This window comes from Stenotrophomonas sp. YIM B06876, assembly GCF_030711595.1.
Classification (GTDB): Bacteria; Pseudomonadota; Gammaproteobacteria; order Xanthomonadales; family Xanthomonadaceae; genus Stenotrophomonas.
In genome coordinates this window covers 90,650-104,034 of the sequence record NZ_JAUJUJ010000004.1, presented here as the reverse complement: position 1 = coordinate 104,034, position 13,385 = coordinate 90,650, and the positions used below count along the sequence as shown (strand labels likewise).

Annotated in this window: 16 protein-coding genes; 12 read left to right on the top strand and 4 right to left on the bottom strand. The window is 65.3% G+C overall.

Annotation, left to right across the window (positions count from 1 at the left end):
* Position 1 precedes the first annotated feature (1 nt).
* The 10 genes from QZH66_RS03685 to QZH66_RS03640 all read left to right on the top strand — a co-directional run bounded on the left by QZH66_RS03685 (position 2) and on the right by QZH66_RS03640 (position 6,909).
* On the top strand, positions 2–175 hold the full coding sequence (locus tag QZH66_RS03685) for a DUF1674 domain-containing protein (RefSeq protein ID WP_305804603.1): 174 nt from the start codon (positions 2–4) through the stop codon (positions 173–175).
* A gap of 56 nt (positions 176–231) precedes the next feature.
* Complete coding sequence (gene sdhC, locus QZH66_RS03680) at positions 232–624, top strand: succinate dehydrogenase, cytochrome b556 subunit (protein ID WP_305804602.1); 393 nt, start codon at positions 232–234, stop codon at positions 622–624.
* Positions 621–1,004: a succinate dehydrogenase, hydrophobic membrane anchor protein gene (sdhD, locus tag QZH66_RS03675; RefSeq protein WP_305804601.1), complete on the top strand. Its 384-nt coding sequence runs from the start codon at positions 621–623 to the stop codon at positions 1,002–1,004. The genes sdhC and sdhD overlap by 4 nt, the downstream gene beginning before the upstream one ends.
* Before the next feature lie 4 nt (positions 1,005–1,008).
* Positions 1,009–2,799: a succinate dehydrogenase flavoprotein subunit gene (gene sdhA / locus QZH66_RS03670; protein WP_305804600.1), complete on the top strand. Its 1,791-nt coding sequence runs from the start codon at positions 1,009–1,011 to the stop codon at positions 2,797–2,799.
* 18 nt (positions 2,800–2,817) lie between these two features.
* The gene (locus QZH66_RS03665; RefSeq protein WP_305804599.1) at positions 2,818–3,603 is read left to right on the top strand and encodes a succinate dehydrogenase iron-sulfur subunit; all 786 of its coding nucleotides are present in this window, start codon (positions 2,818–2,820) and stop codon (positions 3,601–3,603) included.
* 120 nt (positions 3,604–3,723) lie between these two features.
* Complete coding sequence (locus QZH66_RS03660) at positions 3,724–3,978, top strand: succinate dehydrogenase assembly factor 2 (RefSeq protein WP_305804598.1); 255 nt, start codon at positions 3,724–3,726, stop codon at positions 3,976–3,978.
* Positions 3,929–4,378: a hypothetical protein gene (locus tag QZH66_RS03655; protein ID WP_305804597.1), complete on the top strand. Its 450-nt coding sequence runs from the start codon at positions 3,929–3,931 to the stop codon at positions 4,376–4,378. The genes QZH66_RS03660 and QZH66_RS03655 overlap by 50 nt, the downstream gene beginning before the upstream one ends.
* 23 nt (positions 4,379–4,401) lie before the next feature.
* The gene (locus QZH66_RS03650) at positions 4,402–5,643 is read left to right on the top strand and encodes a lipoprotein-releasing ABC transporter permease subunit (protein ID WP_305804596.1); all 1,242 of its coding nucleotides are present in this window, start codon (positions 4,402–4,404) and stop codon (positions 5,641–5,643) included.
* A complete protein-coding gene (lolD, locus tag QZH66_RS03645) occupies positions 5,636–6,349 on the top strand; it encodes a lipoprotein-releasing ABC transporter ATP-binding protein LolD (protein ID WP_305804595.1) in 714 nt (237 codons plus the stop codon). The genes QZH66_RS03650 and lolD overlap by 8 nt, the downstream gene beginning before the upstream one ends.
* Positions 6,350–6,450: 101 nt before the next feature.
* Positions 6,451–6,909, top strand: a complete 459-nt coding sequence (locus QZH66_RS03640) for a DUF6491 family protein (protein ID WP_305804594.1) — start codon at positions 6,451–6,453, stop codon at positions 6,907–6,909.
* A 54-nt stretch (positions 6,910–6,963) separates the two neighbouring features.
* Here QZH66_RS03640 and QZH66_RS03635 read toward each other — a convergent pair whose 3' ends face one another.
* The 4 genes from QZH66_RS03635 to htpG all read right to left on the bottom strand — a co-directional run bounded on the left by QZH66_RS03635 (position 6,964) and on the right by htpG (position 12,025).
* Positions 6,964–7,239: an oxidative damage protection protein gene (locus QZH66_RS03635; protein ID WP_305804593.1), complete on the bottom strand. Its 276-nt coding sequence runs from the start codon at positions 7,237–7,239 to the stop codon at positions 6,964–6,966.
* Positions 7,240–7,272: 33 nt separating this feature from the next.
* Positions 7,273–8,334, bottom strand: coding sequence for an A/G-specific adenine glycosylase (gene mutY / locus QZH66_RS03630; RefSeq protein WP_305804592.1), 1,062 nt, complete (start codon positions 8,332–8,334; stop codon positions 7,273–7,275).
* A gap of 85 nt (positions 8,335–8,419) precedes the next feature.
* A complete protein-coding gene (ftsY, locus tag QZH66_RS03625; RefSeq protein ID WP_305804591.1) occupies positions 8,420–9,703 on the bottom strand; it encodes a signal recognition particle-docking protein FtsY in 1,284 nt (427 codons plus the stop codon).
* A 408-nt stretch (positions 9,704–10,111) separates the two neighbouring features.
* On the bottom strand, positions 10,112–12,025 hold the full coding sequence (gene htpG, locus QZH66_RS03620; protein WP_305804590.1) for a molecular chaperone HtpG: 1,914 nt from the start codon (positions 12,023–12,025) through the stop codon (positions 10,112–10,114).
* Between the two features lie 204 nt (positions 12,026–12,229).
* Between htpG and rsmD the strand changes: the two genes are divergently transcribed.
* Entirely contained in the window at positions 12,230–12,850 is a 621-nt protein-coding gene (gene rsmD / locus QZH66_RS03615) for a 16S rRNA (guanine(966)-N(2))-methyltransferase RsmD (RefSeq protein WP_305804589.1), read from the top strand.
* Complete coding sequence (coaD, locus tag QZH66_RS03610; RefSeq protein WP_305804588.1) at positions 12,847–13,380, top strand: pantetheine-phosphate adenylyltransferase; 534 nt, start codon at positions 12,847–12,849, stop codon at positions 13,378–13,380. Before rsmD ends, coaD begins: the two co-directional genes overlap by 4 nt.
* Positions 13,381–13,385: the final 5 nt, after the last annotated feature.

Here is a 13,385-nt window from a genome sequence, read left to right as displayed (position 1 = left end):
AATGATAGGCCAAACAACCCCCTCTCCAGATTCCGAAACTGAAGCGCCGCTGGCACCCGCGACATCTCCACGTCCCGAGCCGCCGCCGGTGCCCGAGGAAATCGGTGGTCGCGGCGGACTTGATCCGGTGCGATATGGTGACTGGGAGAAAAATGGACGCTGCATCGATTTCTGATCAGCATTGAGCCAACGCGGCCCCACGCCGCCCAGCCGAGAAAACGAGCGCAGCAAATGGCGACCCGACCACGCCCCCTTTCCCCGCACCTTCAGGTGTATCGCTGGCAGATCCAGATGGCCACCTCGATCCTGCATCGAGCCACCGGCATCTTCCTGTCTGTTGGAGCCTTGATCATCGCCGGCGGCCTGCTCGCCCTGATGATGGGCCCCGAATCCTGGAACTGCTTCACCGGCCATGCCGGGGCCTGGTATGGCCAGCTGTTCCTGTTTGCCTGGAGCTGGGCGTTCGCCTATCACCTGTGCAACGGCATCCGCCACATCGTGCAGGACTTCGCGATCGGCTTCAGCATTCCCGTTTTCATCCGCAGCAGCTGGATGTCGGTCATCGGCAGCCTGCTGATCACCGCGGCGATCTGGGTGTATGTCTGTCTGGGAGGTGGCGTATGAGCCGTTACCGCACTCCGCTCAAGAATGCGCGTGGACTGGGCAGCGCCAAGTCCGGTACCGAGCATTTCGTCCACCAGCGCCTGACCGCCACGGCGCTGGTCTTCCTGGCCATCTGGTTCCTGGTGTTTGTGCTGGGCCTGATCGGCGCCGACTACGTGAGCGCCACCGAAGCGGTGGCCAAGCCGTGGAATGCAATGCTGCTGGTCGGCTTCCTGGTGGCCATGTTCTGGCACGCCCAGCTCGGCCTGCAGATCGTGCTGGAAGACTACATCCACAACTCGCTGCTGGCTCTGGCGCTGCAGACCACGGTGAAGTTCGTCGCCGTGGTCGGCGCGATCGTCAGCATCTTTGCGGTCGCCCGCATCGCGTTAGGGAACTGATTAGATGTCCGCCTACAAGATCACTGAACACAAATGCGACATGGTCGTCGTCGGCGCCGGTGGTGCCGGTCTGCGCGCGACCTTCGGCCTTGCCGAAAAGGGCCTGCAGACCGTCTGCATTACCAAGGTCTTTCCGACCCGTTCGCACACCGTGGCCGCGCAGGGTGGCATTTCCGCCGCGCTCGGCAACATGGGCGAAGACGACTGGCGCTACCACTTCTACGACACCATCAAGGGTTCGGATTGGCTGGGTGACCAGGACGCCATCGAGTACATGTGCCGCGAAGCGATTCCGGCCATCATCGAGCTGGAGCACTACGGCGTTCCGTTCTCGCGCACCGAAGACGGCAAGATCTACCAGCGCCCGTTTGGCGGCATGACCACCAAGTACGGTGAAGGTCCGTCCGCGCAGCGGACCTGCGCCGCCGCCGACCGTACCGGCCACGCCATGCTGCACACGCTGTACCAGCAGTCGCTGGCGCACAACGCGCGTTTCATGATCGAGTATTTCGCGCTCGACCTGATCATGGACGAGGAAGGCGTCTGCCGCGGCGTGCTCGCGCTGGACATGGCCGAAGGCACCCTGCACCTGTTCCGTTCGCACGGTGTGGTGCTGGCCACCGGCGGCTACGGCCGCGCCTACTTCAGTGCCACCTCGGCCCATACCTGCACCGGCGACGGCGGTGGTCTGGTCGCCCGTGCCGGCCTGCCGCTGCAGGACATGGAGTTCGTGCAGTTCCACCCGACCGGCATCTATGGCGCCGGCTGCCTGATCACCGAAGGGGTGCGGGGCGAGGGCGGCATCCTGCGCAACAGCAATGGCGAGCGCTTCATGGAGCGCTACGCACCGCACTACAAGGATCTGGCCTCGCGCGACGTGGTGTCGCGTTCGATGACCATCGAGATCCGCGAAGGCCGTGGCGTCGGCGAGCACAAGGACCACATCCTGCTCGACCTGACCCACCTGGGGCCGGGCGTGATCGACGAGAAGCTGCCGGGCATTGCCGAAAGCGCGCGCATCTTTGCTGGCGTGGACGTGCACAAGCAGCCGATCCCGGTCATTCCGACCGTGCACTACAACATGGGCGGCATCCCGACCAACTACCACGGCGAAGTGGTGCGCAAGGTCGGCGACAACAACGATGCCGTGGTGCCGGGCCTGTACGCGATAGGTGAAGCGGCCTGCGTGTCGGTGCACGGCGCCAACCGCCTGGGCTCCAACTCGCTGCTCGACCTGGTCGTGTTCGGCCGTGCGGTGGCCAACCGCTGTGCCGCCACGATCAAATCGGGCGCGCCGCACAAGCTGCTGCCGTCCGACGCCTGCGACAAGGCGCTGGGCCTGCTGGACAAGCTGCGCCACGCTGATGGTGACACCGCGACCTCGGTCATCCGCGACCGCATGCAGCGCACGATGCAGGCCGACGCCGCCGTGTTCCGCACCAGCAAGACGCTGGCTGAGGGCTGCCAGAAGATGGCCGAAGTGTTCGATTCGTTCCAGGACGTCAAGGTCTCCGACCGTTCGCTGGTGTGGAATTCGGACCTGATCGAAACCTACGAGTTGAACAACCTGCTGCTCAACGCGGTGGCGACCATCAACTCGGCCGAACAGCGCAAGGAAAGCCGTGGCGCGCATGCGCACGAGGACTATCCGGAGCGCGATGACGTCAACTGGCAGAAGCACACGCTGGTGACCGTCGATGACAAGGGCAAGTGCAGCTTCGACTACCGTCCGGTGCACATGTACACGTTGACCAAGGACGTGGACGTGGTCCCGCCGAAGCCGCGCGTCTACTGATCCGGGAGAATAGAGAAAATGGCTGAATTCGCACTCCCGAAGAACTCCCGCATCACCAAGGGCAAGCACTTTCCGTCCGCTACCGGCGGCAAGAATCTGCGCACCTTCAAGGTGTACCGCTGGAGTCCGGACGACGACCAGAATCCCCGCACCGACACCTACGAGATCGATCTCGATGCGTGCGGCCCGATGGTTCTGGACGCGCTGATCAAGATCAAGAACGAGATCGATCCGACCCTGACGTTCCGCCGTTCCTGCCGCGAGGGTATCTGCGGCTCGTGCGCGATGAACATCGATGGCACCAACACCCTGGCCTGCACCCGTGCCATTGCCGATTGTGGCAAGGCCGAAGTGCCGATCTACCCGTTGCCGCATATGGACGTGGTCAAGGATCTGGTGCCGGATCTGACCCACTTCTACGCGCAGTACGCCTCGATCAAGCCGTGGATCCGCACCCAGACCCCGGCGCCGTCGGACCGTGAACGCCTGCAGTCGCCGGAAGACCGCAAGAAGCTAGATGGCCTGTACGAGTGCATCCTGTGCGCCTGCTGCTCGACCAGCTGCCCGAGCTACTGGTGGAACGGCGAGCGTTACCTGGGCCCGGCGATCCTGTTGCAGGCCTATCGCTGGATCATCGATTCGCGCGATGAGGACACCGGTGCGCGCCTGGACGATCTGGAAGATCCGTTCAAGCTGTACCGTTGCCACACGATCATGAACTGTGCACGGACCTGTCCGAAGGGCTTGAACCCGGCGCTGGCGATCGCGGAAATCAAGAAGTTGATGATGGCGCGCCGCGCCTGACGCAGTCGATTGCACGAGGCCGTTACGGGCTTGTGACGCTGGCGGCACCGGTCTTCTGTCCGGTGCCGTCTTTGTTTGTGCCACCCGCGTTGCGGAGGTGGCCAGTGGCAAAGGTGAGTGATGAACAACGAAGAAGAAGTCCTGCTCAAGAAGCTGCGTTGGCGTTGCCGGCGCGGCATGCGCGAGCTCGACCAGCTGTTCGGCCGTTACCTGGACCGGCGGTGGGCGCAGGCGCCTGCCGACGAACGCGAGGTTTTCCTACAGCTGCTGGACAGCGAAGACGATAAATTGTGGCGCTGGTCCATGGGCTACGAGGCTTGTCCCGATGCGCAACAGGCACAACTCATCGCCTATATCCGCGCCTTGCCGGCTTGAGTGGCGGCCCTCGCGCTGGCTGTCGGGCGCGCTGCTGCTGCTCGGTACGCTGGCGCCGCTGGCGATCACGCATTCTGAAATGCCCACCGCCGCGATGTGGGCAGCCGCGCCTGCCGCGGCACTGGCGGCGCTGGTTCTGGTCGCGCGCGAATATCGGCGTCCACGCCGCACCCTGGTGATTCCCCGAGGCGAGCGGCCCGCCCACGTCGACGGCGAGGCGATAACCGCGCTGCAACTGCAGTGCCGTGGTCCGCTGACGGTGCTGTCATGGTGTGATCTGCGCCGGCGCCGGCAGCTGCTGTTCTGGCCTGATACGTTGACCCGGCTGCAGCGACGTGAACTGCGGCTGGTCCTGGAGGCACGGCGCGTTTCGCAGTTGCCCCGGCAAGTGGCACCATAGTCGCCTCTGACTGGCTGAAGCGCATGTTCAAACCCATTCCTGTCGCAATCGGATTGCGCTATCTGCGCGCCAAACGCCGCAACGGTTTCATTTCCTTCATCTCGATGGCATCGATCCTCGGCATCGCGCTCGGGGTCACGGTGCTGATCACCACGCTGGCGGTGATGAGCGGTTTCCAGAAGGAAATCCGCGACCGCCTGCTGCAGATGTCCGCGCACGCCACCGTTACCAGCGACGGCGCGCCGATGGCCGACTGGCAGCGCGCCGTGGATATCGCGATGAAAGACCCGCGCGTGGCAGGCGCGGCGCCCTATATCGAGATCCAGGGCATGCTGGCCGGGCCACGCGTGCAGGGTGCAATCGTGCAGGGCATCGATCCGGCGCAGGAGCCGAAGGTGTCGGTGATCGGGCAGAAGCTGAAGCAGGGCTCGCTCGACAGCCTGCAGCCGGGGGAGTTCAACATCCTGCTCGGGCAAGAGCTGGCAACCTGGCTGGGCGTGGGAGTGGGCGACAGCGTGGTGGCGACGCTGGCCGAGATCCAGGGCACGCCGGTGGGCGCAATGGCGCGCACCAAACGGTTCAAGGTCTCCGGCATTTTCGAAGCCGGCTACAACGAGATCGATCGCGGCGTGGCCTTCGTCAACATGCAGGATCTGGAACGGGTGCTGCGGGTGGATGGCGTGACCGGGGTGCGGCTGAGGCTGCATGACATGGACCAGGCCTACACCGTGGCGCGCGACCTGGCGCTGAAGCTGCAGGGCTATTACCGGGTCAGCGACTGGACCCAGCAGAACGCCAATCTCTACCACTCGCTGCGCATGGAAAAGACGGTGATGGGCATCCTGCTGTCACTGATCATCGCCATGGGCGCCTTCAACCTGGTGTCCTCGCAGGTGATGCTGGTGACCGACAAGCAGGCCGATATCGCCATCCTGCGCACGCTGGGCCTGACCCCGGGAGGGGTGATGCAGGTGTTCATGGTGCAGGGCACGCTGATTGGTGTGTTCGGCACCATTGCCGGGGTGGTCGGCGGCATCGCCCTGACCTTGAATCTGGAGCGCATCCTGGGCCTGATCGAGGCGGCGTTCAACATCAAGCTGCTGCCGGAGGATGTGTATTACATCACCGGGCTGCCGACCGACATGCAAAGTGGCGACATCGTGGTGATCACCCTGGTCGCGTTGCTGATGAGTTTCCTGGCCACGCTGTACCCGGCGTGGCGCGCCGCCCGCACCCAGCCGGCCGAGGCGCTGCGCTATGAATGAGGCCAGTATTGCAATGGAAACCGTGATCCGCGCCGAACGGCTCGGCAAGACCTACGCCGAAGGCAAGATGCGCACGCCGGTGTTTGACGGCCTGGAACTGCAGGTGGCCGCGGGCGAAACCGTGGCGATCGTGGGTGCCTCCGGTGCCGGCAAGAGCACCTTGCTGCACCTGCTGGGCGGGCTGGATGTTCCCACCGCCGGCGAGGTCTATGTGGCCGGCCAGCGCATGTCGCGGCTTTCGGATACCGCGCGCGGCCAGCTGCGCAACCGCGCGCTGGGTTTCGTCTACCAGTTCCATCACCTGCTGCCGGAATTCACCGCGTTGGAAAACGTGATGATGCCGGTGCTGCTGGGGGGCGCCGAAGTGGGGGATGCACGGGCGCGGGCGCTGGCGTTGCTGGAATCCGTCGGGCTGGGCCACCGGCTGGAGCACAAGCCCGGCGAGCTGTCTGGCGGCGAACGCCAGCGCGCGGCAGTGGCGCGGGCGCTGGTCAATCGACCGGCCTGCGTGCTGGGCGACGAGCCGACCGGCAATCTGGATGACAAGACCGCCGCCACGGTGTTCGAGCTGATGCTGGAGTTGAACCGCGCGCACCGGACCAGCCTGGTACTGGTCACCCACGACCGCAGTCTGGCCCGCAAGCTGGACCGGGTGCTGGAATTGCGCGAAGGCCGGCTGCACGAGCTGGCCGCCGCTGCGGTCTGAAGCGCGCGCCGGCAGAACCGTCGCAGGCGCCCGTTGCGGCACTTTCTCCGGCGTTTGAATAGGCGCATCATCCCCCGTGAGCCCATCTCCGGAGGATCGCCATGAAGCGTCTGATTGGTATTGCCGTGCTGGCCTGCAGTCTGGCAGCCTGCGCCACGACCGGGAAATTGAGTGAGACCGAGCGGCTGGACCTGTACCGCGCGCACGCCGGTGAGCCGGTCAAGGGGTTCCAGTATTTCGGCTCGCTCAATGGCTGGACCGAATTGGGGGACAGCGCATTGGCGGTATGGACCCGGCCCAACGAGGCCTGGCTGCTGGAGCTGTCCGGACCCTGCATGGACCTGTCCTACGCCCCGGCCATTTCAGTCACCAACATGATGGGGCAGGTCTCGGCCCGCTTCGACAATGTGATCGTGCGGGGTGGCAATCCGGGGCCGCATATTCCCTGCCGGATCCAGACCATCCGGCCGCTGGACGTGAAAGCGCTGCGGATGTCGGAGCGGGAGATGCGCGAGGCCAAACTCGAGGCGCGCGAGGCCGCAGCGGCGCCGCAGGACTGAACCGATGCAGTCGGCCGGGCGTGGCCACCCAGCCATGCCCGGGCGGTATAAGGCTCAGTCGGCGGTCGGTGCGACGTAGCCGGCCGGCTTCTCGGCGCCGCCGGAAAACAGGAATTTCTGCAGTTCCTCTTCCAGGAACGCGCGGTGCTTGGGATCGCGCGGCGACAGCCGGTTCTCGTTGATCAGCATGGTCTGGTGGGCCAGCCAGCTGCTCCAGGCCTGTTTGCCGATGCCGGCGAAGATGCGCTGACCCAGTTCGCCGGGGTAGGGGACGAAATCCAGGCCTTCGGTTTCACGTTGTTCGTACTGGCAGAAAACGGTGCGGGACATGCGGGGGTTCCTGATAGGCGGGGACAGTACCGGTTACAGACTGTCGAGTAGCTTGCGGATCGGGGCAGGCAGCCCGAGCGATGGCAGTGCCGCGCGTGATACCCAGCGCAGCGCTTCATTGTCGCCGACCCGGTCGCGCAAGGCGACCTTGCGCAGTCGCAGCGGCTGCAGGTGCAGCCGGTAATGGCTGAAGGTGTGCACGATCAGCGGCAGCTCCTCGGCGTTGTCGTAATGGCCGTGGAGTTCGCGCTCGAACCATTCCCGCATCGCCGAATCGGTATCGGCCTGCGGCAGTGTCCACAGCGATGCCCAGATGCCGGTGGGCGGGCGACGGTTGAGAAGAAGTTCGCCGTGCTCGTTTTCCAGCAGCAAGGCCACGGCCTCGCGCTCCGGCAGCTTTTTTGTCGGCTTCGGTGTGGGCAGCGAGTCGGTGAGCCCTTCCCGGTATGCAGCGCAACCGCTTTGCAGCGGACACAGGATGCAGGCGGGATTGGCGCGGGTGCACAGCGTGGCGCCGAAATCCATCTGCGCCTGGGTGTAGTCGGCCAGCCGAGCGGTGGGAACCTGCTGCACATGTTGCTGTGCAATGGCCCAGAGCTGCTTCTCGATTGCGGGCAGGCCGGGAAAGCCGGCGACGCCGTGATAGCGGCTGAGTACCCGTTTCACATTGCCGTCGAGGATTGCAAACCGGTCATTCCAGGCTTGACCGAGTATCGCCCCGGCCGTGCTGCGGCCAATGCCGGGCAATGCGAGCAGGGCATCGAAATCCCGTGGCAGCTGGCCCTCATGCAATTCCATGCAGCGTCGTGCGGCGGCATGCAGATTGCGCGCACGGGCGTAGTAGCCAAGCCCCGCCCATTGCGCCATCACCGCATCGGTGTCGGCGTTGGCGAGGTCGCGCAGGGTGGGAAATGCCTGCAGAAAGCGCAGGAAATACGGAATGACCGTGGCCACCTGGGTCTGCTGCAGCATGATTTCCGACAGCCAGACCCGGTACGGCGTGCGCGGGTGTTGCCAGGGCAGGTCATGGCGGCCGTGCAGCTCGAACCAGGTGAGCAGGCGCGTGGGAAACGGGTCGTGGGGCGGAGTCGTCAAGGCGGGGTTCGGTAGGAGCGACGTGGGTCGCGACAGATATTTCCCGTGGAGACCTCATCGCGACTGCTGCCGCGTCTACGAGGGCTCAGGCTTGCGGGCTGCCGAGCGCTTCCGGCAACAGCGCATCGACGAACGCTTCCGGATCGAACACGCGCAGATCTTCCGGGCGCTCGCCGATGCCGGCAAAGCGGATCGGAATGCCGAACTCGCGTGCCAGCGCGAACACCACGCCGCCCTTGGCGGTGCCGTCGAGCTTGGTCACCACCAGGCCGGTGACGCCGGCGGCGGCATGGAACTGGCGCAGCTGCGACAGCGCGTTCTGACCGGTGGTGCCGTCGATCACCATCAGCACTTCGTGCGGTGCGCTCGCATCGACCTTGCCGATCACCCGGCGGATCTTGCTCAGCTCGTTCATCAGCCCGGTCTGGGTGTGCAGGCGGCCGGCAGTGTCGGCAATCAGCACATCGATGCCGCGGGCCTTGCCGGCCTGCAGCGCGTCGAACGCGACCGATGCGGCATCGGCGTTCTGGCCTTGCGCCACCACGGCCACGCCATTGCGTTCACCCCAGATCTGCAACTGCGCCACTGCGGCGGCGCGGAAGGTGTCGCCGGCGGCCAGCATCAGGCTGTGGCCCTGGTCCTTGAAGCGCTTGGCCAGCTTGCCGATGGTGGTGGTCTTGCCGACGCCGTTGACGCCGATGGTCAGGATCACGAATGGTTTGGCGCTGCGGTCGATCAGCAGCGGCTTGGAAACCGGCAGCAGCAATGCGATCAGATCCGCACGCAGGGCAGCCAGCAGCGCGTTGGCATCAACGAATTCGCGCGATTTCATGCGCTTGCGCAAATCCTCGACCAGCGCCGTGGTGGCCGGAACGCCGACGTCGGCGGTGATCAGCGCGGTTTCAATTTCATCGAGCAGATCGTCGTCGAGCTTGGGATTGCGCGAGAACAGGCCGCCAAAGCTGCGGGCAAAGGTGCTGTTGCGCAGGCGCTCGCGCCAGCCGATTTTGCCGGCCGCGGCGGCCGGTGCGGTGCTGGCGCCGAGCAGATCCTCAGCCGGCAGGGGCGTGGCAGTGGCGGCAGCCGGAGCAATCACCGGCTCTACCGCGACCGGCGCCGGCGCAGCCGTCATTGGCGCAGGAAGGGGCGCTTCGATCGCGGCATCGGTCGTGGCCAGGGCCGGCGGGGCCGCGGAGATCGGCGCAACCTCCGGCTCCGCGGGCATGGCCGGTGTCGCCGGCGTTTCCGGTACTGCCGCCGCGCTGTCAGGGTGCGGAAACGCGGCGGCCAGTTCCTCGGCACTGTAGTGCTGGGTTTTGGGCGTTTCAGCGGTATCCAGGGGTTTCTTGCGACGGAAAAAACTGAGCATGGGAAAAGGCGCTTTGATAGGTCTACATGCTACCACCGGCCCGGTCGGGAGCCGTGGACAGCGGGCTAAAGTCGGCGGGTTCACGGCCGATGCCGGGCACATGAACTCCATTTTTGCGATTGCCGGATCCGGCATGCGGGTCGCCATGCAGGACCTCCGGGTGGCGGCAGAGGTGATTGCCGGCAGTCCGCACACGAAATCATGCCGGCGGTGACTGCCCTGATGGCCGCGATCCCGGCCCAGGCCGCGTTTGCGGCCAATGCGGCGGTGATCCGGCGCGGTGATGAGCTGCTGGGCAGCGTGCTCGATATCTTTGCCTGACCGGGCGAGCCTGCGCCGCATTGCGCAGGATCGCCAGGATTGCCGGCCCTGCCGGGGCGTGAACCCCGGCAGGGCCGGCATCTCGCTTCAGCCTGGCGACACCGCCAGTTCCAGCAGCAGCTTGTTGAGCCGGCGCACGTACGCGGCCGGATCCTTCAGGCTGTCACCGGCGGCCAGCGCAGCCTGGTCGAACAGCACGCGCGACAGGTCGTTGAAACGCTCCATGTCGGCTTCGGCATCCAGCTTTTCGATCAGCGGGTGGGCTGGATTGAATTCGAACACCGGCTTGGTGTCGGGCACCTTCTGGCCGCTGGCTTCCAGGATCTGACGCATCTGCAGGCCCAGGTCCTGCTCGCCGATGGCCAGGATCGCCGGTGAGTTGGTCAGGCGATGGGACACGCGCACTTCGGCCACATCCTCGCCCAGCGCGGTTTTCAGGCGCGAGACCAGGGCTTCCTTGGCCTTGGCGGTTTCCTGCTGTGCCTTCCTGTCCTCTTCCGATTCCAGCTTGCCCAGGTCGAGGTCGCCACGGGCGATATCCACGAACGACTTGCCGTCGAATTCGGTCAGGTAACCCATCAGCCACTCGTCGATGCGGTCGGTGAGCAGCAGCACCTCGATGCCCTTCTTGCGGAACACCTCCAGGTGCGGGCTGTCCTTGACCTGGGTATGACTCTCGCCGGTCAGGTAATAGATCTTGTCCTGGCCCTCGACCATGCGCCCGAGGTAATCGGCCAGCGACACGCTCGGCTCGCCACTGGCGTCATAGGTCGAGGCGAAGCGCAGCAGCCCGGCAATCTTCTCGCGGTTGCCGTAGTCCTCGGCGGGGCCTTCCTTCAGCACCTGGCCGAAGTTCTTCCAGAAACCGGTGTATTCCTCCGGTTTGTCGGCGGCCAGCTTCTCCAGCATGTCCAGCGAGCGCTTGGTCAGCGCCGACTTCATCGAGTCGATCACCGGGCCGGACTGCAGGATCTCGCGCGAGACGTTCAGCGGCAGGTCGTTGGAATCGACCACGCCCTTGATGAAGCGCAGGTACAGCGGCAGGAACTGTTCGGCCTGGTCCATGATGAAGACGCGCTGCACGTAGAGTTTCAGGCCCTTGGGCGCGTCGCGGTGGTACAGGTCGAACGGCGCCCGGCCCGGCACATACAGCAGCGAGGTGTACTCGAGCTTGCCTTCGACCTTGTTGTGGCTCCATGCGAGCGGATTCTGCGGGTCGTGCGCGGTGTGCTTGTAGAACTCTTGGTAATTCTCATCCTTGAGTTCGGACTTGGGCCGGGTCCACAGCGCATTGGCGCGGTTGACGGTTTCCCATTCCGGCGTGGCGTCGGCGTCCTTTTCCTCGCCGTAATGCTCCTTCCGCATCTCGATCGGCAGGCCGATGTGGTCGGAGTACTTCTTGACTAGGGTACGCAGCTTCCAGGCGTCGGCGAAGCCTTCCTCGCCGTCCTTCAGGTGCAGCACGATGTGGGTGCCACGTCCGGGCTTGTCGACGGTGGCCACTTCAAAATCGCCTTCGCCCTTGGACGACCAGTGCACGCCCTCGCTGGCCGGCAGGCCGGCGCGGCGGCTGTAGACGTCGACCTGGTCGGCAACGATGAACGCCGAATAGAAGCCGACACCGAACTGGCCGATCAGGTTGGAATCTTTCTTCTGGTCGCCGCTCAGGTGCTGCAGGAAATCGGCGGTGCCGGACTTGGCGATGGTGCCCAGGTGGGTGACGGCCTCCTCGCGGCTCATGCCGATGCCGTTGTCATCGATGCTCAGGGTGCGCGCGGCCGGGTCGACTTCAATGCGGATGCGCAGGTCGCCGCCGCCTTCCAGCAGTTCGGGCCGGGTCAGCGCTTCGAAACGCAATTTGTCGGCGGCGTCGGCGGCATTGGACACCAGCTCGCGCAGGAAGATTTCCTTGTTCGAGTACAGCGAATGGATCATCAGGTGCAGCAGCTGCTTCACCTCGGTCTGGAAGCCCAGGGTTTCCTTGTGGGTTTCTGCGTTCATCGGTCGATCGTGCTCCGTGGCTGACGTGCCGCGTGACAGTTGCGGCGGCTGCCTCAACGGGTAAGGGTGATCGGCGGGATTTCAAGGTGTGCGGCGTCCGCGTCGGGCTGGTCTATCATGCGAGGCCGCTCTTTTCACGATGTCTGGCCTGCCGATGCCACTGGTTTTCCAACAAGTTCCGCCGGATTGCATGGGGCCGCCGGCATGAGCCGCGGCAAGCCGCCGGCCGCGTCGGCGCTGGGCCAAGTGCGCATTGTCGGCGGTCGCTGGCGCAATACGCGCCTGCCGGTGCCGGATCTGCCGGGACTGCGGCCGACCAGCGACCGCGTGCGCGAAACCCTGTTCAACTGGCTGATGCCGAAACTGCCGGGCGCGCGGGTGCTGGACCTGTTTGCCGGCAGCGGCGCGCTGGGGCTGGAAGCGGTCTCGCGTGGCGCCGCCTCGGCGGTCCTGGTGGAACGTGATCCGCAGCTGGTGGCAGGGCTGCGCGCGGTGGCCGCGCGGCTGGGTGCGGCCGCGCAGCTGGAGGTGGTGGCCGCCGATGCGTTGCGCTGGCTGGAAACCCCGTCGACCGCGCCGGCCGACCTCGTGTTCGTCGATCCGCCGTTTGCCGACGGCCTGTGGCCACAGGTGATCGAACTGCTGCCACGGCATCTGGCCGCCGATGCCTGGCTGTATGTTGAGGCGCCGCTGCAGGCGCTGCCGGCGTTGCCGGGGCAGTGGCTGCTGCATCGCGAGGGTGCGACCCGCGAGGTGGCCTATGCCCTGTACCGCCGCGCCGCTGCTACACTTCGCGACGACCTTCACGCGGTAACCCACGCATGACCTCGGCCAATCGCCGCATCGCTGTCTACCCGGGCACTTTCGACCCGATCACCAATGGTCATATCGACCTGGTAAACCGGGCGGCGCCGCTGTTCGAGAAGATCGTGGTGGGCGTGGCGCACAGCCCGTCCAAGGGGCCGACGCTGTCGTTGGAGCTGCGCGTGGCGCTGGCCGTTGAAGCGCTGAAGCATCACGACAATGTCGAGGTGGTCGGGTTCGACAACCTGCTGGCGCATTTCGTGCGCTCGGTCCACGGCGGCGTGCTGCTGCGCGGCCTGCGCGCGGTGTCCGATTTCGAATACGAATTCCAGATGGCGAGCATGAACCGGCATCTGATTCCGGAGGTCGAGACTTTGTTCCTGACCCCGTCCGAACAGCACAGCTTCATTTCCTCATCGCTGGTGCGCGAGATCGCGCGCCTGGGCGGTGATGTGTCCGGCTTTGTGCCGGCCTCGGTGCTGGAGGTGCTGCGCAAGGCCCGGGAAGCCCGCTCGGGCAGCTGTTCATCCGAATTACCGAAACAATCTTAAGAGAG

Excerpts from the sequence above, each read along its gene's own strand:
- QZH66_RS03640 (WP_305804594.1), top strand. The coding sequence starts at position 6,451 with ATGAAGCGTCTGATTGGTATTGCCGTGCTGGCCTGCAGTCTGGCAGCC.
- sdhA (WP_305804600.1), top strand. The coding sequence starts at position 1,009 with ATGTCCGCCTACAAGATCACTGAACACAAATGCGACATGGTCGTCGTC.
- coaD (WP_305804588.1), top strand. The coding sequence starts at position 12,847 with ATGACCTCGGCCAATCGCCGCATCGCTGTCTACCCGGGCACTTTCGAC.
- QZH66_RS03655 (WP_305804597.1), top strand. The coding sequence starts at position 3,929 with ATGCGCAACAGGCACAACTCATCGCCTATATCCGCGCCTTGCCGGCTT.
- QZH66_RS03665 (WP_305804599.1), top strand. The coding sequence starts at position 2,818 with ATGGCTGAATTCGCACTCCCGAAGAACTCCCGCATCACCAAGGGCAAG.
- QZH66_RS03660 (WP_305804598.1), top strand. The coding sequence starts at position 3,724 with ATGAACAACGAAGAAGAAGTCCTGCTCAAGAAGCTGCGTTGGCGTTGC.
- rsmD (WP_305804589.1), top strand. The coding sequence starts at position 12,230 with ATGAGCCGCGGCAAGCCGCCGGCCGCGTCGGCGCTGGGCCAAGTGCGC.
- htpG (WP_305804590.1), bottom strand. The coding sequence starts at position 12,025 with ATGAACGCAGAAACCCACAAGGAAACCCTGGGCTTCCAGACCGAGGTG.
- ftsY (WP_305804591.1), bottom strand. The coding sequence starts at position 9,703 with ATGCTCAGTTTTTTCCGTCGCAAGAAACCCCTGGATACCGCTGAAACG.
- QZH66_RS03685 (WP_305804603.1), top strand. The coding sequence starts at position 2 with ATGATAGGCCAAACAACCCCCTCTCCAGATTCCGAAACTGAAGCGCCG.
- sdhC (WP_305804602.1), top strand. The coding sequence starts at position 232 with ATGGCGACCCGACCACGCCCCCTTTCCCCGCACCTTCAGGTGTATCGC.
- sdhD (WP_305804601.1), top strand. The coding sequence starts at position 621 with ATGAGCCGTTACCGCACTCCGCTCAAGAATGCGCGTGGACTGGGCAGC.
- QZH66_RS03635 (WP_305804593.1), bottom strand. The coding sequence starts at position 7,239 with ATGTCCCGCACCGTTTTCTGCCAGTACGAACAACGTGAAACCGAAGGC.
- QZH66_RS03650 (WP_305804596.1), top strand. The coding sequence starts at position 4,402 with ATGTTCAAACCCATTCCTGTCGCAATCGGATTGCGCTATCTGCGCGCC.
- lolD (WP_305804595.1), top strand. The coding sequence starts at position 5,636 with ATGAATGAGGCCAGTATTGCAATGGAAACCGTGATCCGCGCCGAACGG.